Raw genomic sequence first — 6,026 nt, 5'->3', positions numbered from 1 at the left:
GCCCGCACAAGTGGCGATCGCCGAGCGTGTCGCCGACGTGCGGCGCATGCCTGCCACCCCACGCTGACGTTGGGCGCTGCGCCTGCCGCCGCTCTGACGCGCCGCCGCGCCAGTTGCCTACAGCGAAGCGCGCAATGCCCGTAGTCGCGCGAGCGTTGACTCGCGGCCGAGCAACTCCATCGACTCGAACAGCGGCGGGCTCACTCGGCGTCCCGAAATCGCGACACGCAGGGGCCCGAAGGCCACCCGCGGCTTGAGCTCGAGCGTCTCGATAAGCGCGACGCGCAAGGCCTCTTCGATGGCCGCGACGGTGAAGTCAGCGAGCGGCTCGAGCGCGGCAACTCCGGCGTCGAGCACGGCGGCCGCGTCGTCGCCGAGCGAGGCGCGAGCATCCGTCTCAATCTCGAGGTCGGCGTCGGCCGTGAACAAGAACGCGACCATGCCCGGCACTTCGCCGAGCAAGGCCACCCGTTCTTGCACGAGCGGCGCGGCGGCCGCCAGCAGAGCGCGCTCAGCGGGGCGGGGAACGTCGTTGAACAGCCCCGCACCGCTGCAATACGGGATGCTGCGCTCAACGAACTCATCGAGCGAGAGCAACCGCACGTGGTCGCCATTAATCGACTCGGCCTTCTTGACGTCAAAGCGCGCGGGGTTGGGGTTGACGTTCGCCACATCAAATGCGGCCGTCATCTCGTCCATCGAGAACACGTCGCGGTCGGGAGCGAGCGACCAGCCGAGCAGCGAGAGGTAGTTAAGCAGGCCCTCGCGAATGAAGCCGCGATCGCGGTGGTGGAAGAGGTTCGACTCGGGGTCACGCTTGCTGAGCTTCTTGTTGCCCTCGCCCATGACGTAGGGCAAGTGGCCGAACTGCGGAATCGCCGTGGCCACGCCAATCTCGATGAGCGCGTGATACAGCGCGATCTGCCGGGGCGTTGACGAGAGCAGGTCTTCTCCGCGCAGCACGTGCGTGATGCCCATGAGTGCATCGTCGACGGGGTTGACGAAGGTGTAGAGCGGGGCTCCATTGGGGCGCACGACGACGAAGTCGACGAAGCTGCCGGCCGGGAAAGTGATGTCGCCACGCACCAGGTCGGTGAAGCTCAAGTCACTGTCGGGAACGCGCAAGCGCAGCGCCGGCTCGCGCCCCTCGGCGCGGTAGGCGGCCTTCTGCTCGTCGGTGAGCTCGCGCTCCCAGTTGTCATAGCCCTGCTTGGGGTCGCGACCAAGCTCGAGATTCTTGGCCTCGATCTCTTCGGCCGTCATGAAGCTTTCGTAGAGGTGGCCGCTCGCGCGCAGCTGCTCGATGACGCCCGCGTAGATGTCACCGCGCTGCGACTGCCGGTATGGCTCGTGCGGGCCACCCGTTTCGACTCCCTCATCCCACGTGATGCCAAGCCACCGCAGGCCATCGAGCAGTTGATGGTAGCTCTCTTCGCTGTCGCGCGCCTGGTCGGTGTCTTCGATACGAAACACCATCGTGCCGCCCGTGTGCTTCGCATAGGCCCAGTTGAAGAGGGCCGTGCGAATAAGGCCGACGTGCGGGGTACCGGTGGGCGACGGGCAGAAGCGAACGCGCACGTCAGAGCCGGTGGCGGTCGAAAAGGCGGGGCTAGTCACAGCGTTCGAGTCTAGGCGCTGGCCGCTGACTGCTCAGCAGCGGTAGAAGCCCGCCACCGCGGGTCGCAGAGAGCCGAGGCCCCCGAGCAAGAAGATCTGCGTCGGGTCTTGTGCGGTCAACGCTGTGTGCGGCGGCAACGAGACACAGGTGGGGTGTGTCGTATACAACGGCGCGCCGGCCGCCCCGGCTGCTGCGCCACCCGACAGCGCGTCGGCAAACCCCTGCCCCGTGGCGAGATAGGCCGTCGTGGCCGTCGCAAAGAACGTCGTCGCGAGCAGCGACGCGGTCGAGTAACGGTCAGAACCCGCATAGCGCTCGACCGAATAGCCCTCAGCCTCGAGGCTCAGGCGAATGCCCTCGCGCACGATACCCGCGCCGCCCACGATCACGACGCGCGTCGTTCCCAACTGGCTCAGCACATCAAGTGTTGCGCTGTCGACCTGCGCGTCTGAGCCATTGATCAGCAGAACCGGAGCATCAAGCGACGCCGCCGCAGGCCCGGCCGCGAGAGCGTCGGCGTATCCCGAACCGGCCGCGATAAACGCCACCGACGACCCCGTCGAGCCGTAGGCATCGAGCGCGAGTTGCCGCGCCGTGTCGTGTCGATTGACGCCAAACACGCGATCGACCGCGGGAGTGACGGTGCGCAATGTCGTCAGCACCGCTTCCGATACGACGCCCGGACCCCCGGCCACAACAATGCGATCGGGACTAAGTCTCAGAAGCTCGGTCAGGATGCTCGCCGGCACCGAATCGCGAGCGACGAGCAACAGCGGCCCACCCGCGGCACCCGCGAGCGCGGCGGCACTTAAGGCATCGGGAAAGTCGGCGCCCGAGGCGACGTATACCGTCGAGGCGCCCGCAGGAAAGGCCGTCGACGAGATTCGCGCCGATGTCGCATAGCGGTCTGTTCCCGCGATGCGGGTGACCGTGCCGGGCGGGCTCGGGGGCGCCGAGGCGTAGCGCCCGAAATTCTGGGTGTAGTACAGGCGCCCGCTGGAGTTGGCGGCGATGCCGATTCCGATGTCGGTGTTCGTCGAGAGGAGGTTGGCGCGGTGCCCTGGCGATTCTGCCCACGCGTCATGCACGTCTGAGGGGGCATACCCAAAAGCGACGTTCTCTGCCGCGCGAGTCCATCCGGCCGGGTACATCGCCGTGAAGTCGGGACGGTGCGACATCGTCGACGTGCGCGCTTGTTGCACGGCCCAGTCTTGAGCGATTTCGTCGAGAGCGGGGTTGCGCCTCAAGGGCGGAAGACCGTTCTCGGCACGCAGGGCGTTCGCCTGCTGAAAGATCAGGTCACGCTCGGCCGCGAACGTCGCCGCTACCGGGCTCAACGCGCTCGCGCTGACGACCTGCTCCCCCGACGGTGCGGTGAGCCCGTCGGGCGTGCTGGGTTCTGACTCGACAGCGTGCGCGCTCAAGGGACCGAGCACGAGCCCGGCGACGATTGCCAGGGCGATGCCCGACTGTGCTCTCATGGTCCCCCCGAACCGGATTTAGCGCCGACGTGGCGTGATCGTGACGGCAACCACCACGGTGGTCACGAGTGCCATCGTTACGAACGATAGCCCGCTGTATCCGAGCAGTGCCAGTACGACTCCAGCCAGGGCACCACCCACGGCCCCGCTGCCGCTCATCACGAGGTCGCTGCGTCCCTGAACGATGGTGCGCCGGTCGGGCGCTGCCGACTCGGTCAGCAGGGCTGAGCCGGCAACGGTGCTCGCGCTCCACCCCAGCCCCAAGAAGATGAGCCCGGCAACGACCCAACCTTCGTTTTCGGCACCGAAGCCCGTCATGAGCAAGCTTGCGGCGAGCATCCCTTGCCCCATCACGATCGTCGCGCGTCGACCCACTCGGTCGGCCACGATGCCGAACACGGGCGACAGTGCATACATGCCGGCGATGTGCAGGCTGATGGTGAACCCGACGATGACAAGGCTCGCACCGTGTGCGGTGAGGTGCACGGGAGTCATCGCCATGACGGCCACCATCGTCGCGTGGCTGAGGGCAATCGCGAGCATCGCGAGACGGATGCCCGGCCGGTCATCGACCGCGGCCTGCAACGCTGGCGCGGCCACCCCCGAACGTTCTTCTTCGGCCCGCGCGTCGCGTTCTTGTTGCGCGCGCCAGGTTGCCGCCAGTGCGAGCGGGTCGGGTCGAAGGCCCACGAGGTACAGCACAGCGGCGAGCGACTGCGCGACAACGGTGAAGAGAAAGGGCCCGGTCAATTCGGGCATGCCGAGATAGGCGCCGAGCGTTTCACCGGGGCCGATGAGGTTGGGCCCCGACACGGCCCCCACGGTGGTCGCCCACACGACGAGCGACAGGTCGCGACCTCTCGTGGAAGGTGTTGCAAGATCAACGGCGGCGAACCGTGATTGCAGATTGACGGCAGTGCCACTGCCGATCAACAGAATGCCCGCGAGCAACAGCGGAAAGCTCTGCACCCCCGCGGCGACGGTCGCAATAACCGCTCCCGCGGCGGCGGTGAGTGCTCCCGTTGCCAACGCGGGAGCACGGCCCGCTCGTCGCGCGAGGCGCGCTAACGGGATCGCCGCCAACGCCGCACCCAGAGTGACCGAGGTGGCTGCCATGCCACTGAAGGCTGGTGAACCCGAGATGTCCGCGGCCAGAATCGCCCCGATCGACAGGGTCGCCCCCATGCCGAGCCCGGCCAGCACCTGGCCCGCCATCAACACTCCGCGAGTGCGCCGCTGAACGGCCGCGACAGTTTCGACGCTGACTGTTGCCTGGGTCGAGGGCGAAACCTCGGGGGTGGGGCTCATAGCCTCATCATCCACCCACCGAGAGCTGCGTGAGGCCCTCGACGCGGTTAGGCCGGGTCGACGCGGTCGTCGCGGTTCTTCGCCGGATTGCGCAAGACCCCGAGACCCTCGATGTGAATCTCGATGGACTGGCCGTCGTGAAAGCCGCCGAGCCCGTCGGGAGTGCCCGTCATGATGATGTCGCCCGGCAACAATGTCCATGCGTCACTGACGAACTCGATGATCTCGGGCACGCCGTGAATCATGTCGCGCGTGTTTCCTTTGCGACGAGGCTCGCCGTCAACGAAGGTCGTGATCTCGAGACCCACGGGGTCAATCTCGGTCTCAATAAACGGACCAATCGGGGCAAAAGTGTCATAGCCCTTCGCCCGTGCCCACTGGCCATCGGCAAACATGACGTCGCGCGCCGACACATCGTTTCCGATCGTGAAGCCGAAAACGACGTCGCGCCAGTTCTCTTTCTTCACGCGCTTCGCGACCGCACCGATGACGACGACGAGTTCGCCCTCGTGTGTGATGCGGCCCTCGACGGGCGGAATCACAATCGCGTCGTCGGGGCCGATGACCGCCGTGTTGGGCTTCAAGAAGATGAGCGGGTTCTCGGGCACCTCGTATTGCATCGACTGCACATGGGCCGCGTAGTTCATACCAATGCAGACGACCTTCGAGCGCGGGATGACCGGCGCAAGCAAGCGCACGTCAGCGAGCTTGACCCGCTCGCCCGTGGTGTCGTACCCGTGAAACATGGGGTCGCCCGACAGCACCACGAGCTCGTCGTCGTCGACGATGCCGTACTGCGGGTCTCCCCCCGAACTGAAGCGTGCGATCTTCACGCGTTCAGCCTAACTGCACGGCGCCGTGCACAGACCGTGCTCATGCGCTCAGGCGTTTTGCTTCTTGAGGCGTGACGTCGCCCGTGCACGCAGGGTCTGGTCGAGCTCGACCTTGCGAATGCGCACGATTTCGGGCGTCACCTCAACACACTCGTCTTCACGAGCGAACTCAAGGCACTCTTCGAGCGTCAACTGGCGCGGCGGCGTCAGGCGCTCAAGCTCTTCGGCCGTCGACGACCGAATGTTGTTGAGCTTCTTCTCTTTCGTGATGTTGACGTCCATGTCGTCGGCACGAGAGTTCTCGCCGACGACCATGCCCTCGTAGACCTCTTCCGTGGGCTTGACGAAGAACGACATGCGCTCTTGCAACGCCATCATGGCGTTGCTCGTCACCACTCCGGCGCGGTCAGCAACGATCGAGCCGTTGTTGCGCGCCACGATCGAGCCAGCCCACGGTTCGTAGCCCGCGGCGATCGCGTTAGCGATTCCGGTGCCGCGGGTCGTGGTAAGGAACTCGGTGCGGAACCCGATGAGGCCACGGCTCGGAACAACGAACTCCATGCGCACCCACCCGGTGCCGTGATTCGTCATGCCTTCCATACGACCGCGGCGAGCAGCGAGCAGCTGCGTGATCGCGCCCAGGTACTCTTCTGGCGCATCGATCGTGAGGTGCTCGAACGGCTCGTGCAGCTTGCCGTCGATGGTCTTGGTCACGACCTGGGGCTTGCCCACGGTGAGCTCAAACCCTTCGCGTCGCATGTTCTCGACGAGGATGGCGAGCGCGAG

4 protein-coding genes and 1 pseudogene are annotated in these 6,026 nt (G+C 66.1%); all 5 read right to left on the bottom strand.

The genetic code is table 11. The features are described 5' to 3' along the window. Positions 1–117 precede the first annotated feature (117 nt). The gene (gene gltX / locus SFU54_RS11260; protein WP_319016364.1) at positions 118–1,617 is read right to left on the bottom strand and encodes a glutamate--tRNA ligase; all 1,500 of its coding nucleotides are present in this window, start codon (positions 1,615–1,617) and stop codon (positions 118–120) included. A 33-nt stretch (positions 1,618–1,650) separates the two neighbouring features. After that, entirely contained in the window at positions 1,651–3,099 is a 1,449-nt protein-coding gene (locus tag SFU54_RS11255) for a cell wall-binding repeat-containing protein (protein WP_319016363.1), read from the bottom strand. Positions 3,100–3,117: 18 nt separating this feature from the next. Next, on the bottom strand, positions 3,118–4,407 hold the full coding sequence (locus SFU54_RS11250) for an MFS transporter (protein ID WP_319016362.1): 1,290 nt from the start codon (positions 4,405–4,407) through the stop codon (positions 3,118–3,120). A gap of 47 nt (positions 4,408–4,454) precedes the next feature. Further along, positions 4,455–5,240: a fumarylacetoacetate hydrolase family protein gene (locus SFU54_RS11245; protein ID WP_319016361.1), complete on the bottom strand. Its 786-nt coding sequence runs from the start codon at positions 5,238–5,240 to the stop codon at positions 4,455–4,457. Positions 5,241–5,288: 48 nt separating this feature from the next. Next, positions 5,289–6,026 (bottom strand): annotated as a pseudogene (locus SFU54_RS11240) (translational GTPase TypA); the annotation flags it as partial.

This window comes from Microcella sp. (assembly GCF_033763155.1).
GTDB lineage: Bacteria > Actinomycetota > Actinomycetes > Actinomycetales > Microbacteriaceae > Microcella.
Note: the sequence above shows the minus strand (reverse complement) of the source record. Positions and strands in the feature narration are given on the sequence as shown.

What these genes read in the sequence shown, in the direction of transcription:
- SFU54_RS11255 (WP_319016363.1), bottom strand. Translation starts at nt 3,099, where the DNA reads ATGAGAGCACAGTCGGGCATCGCCCTGGCAATCGTCGCCGGGCTCGTG.
- SFU54_RS11250 (WP_319016362.1), bottom strand. Translation starts at nt 4,407, where the DNA reads ATGAGCCCCACCCCCGAGGTTTCGCCCTCGACCCAGGCAACAGTCAGC.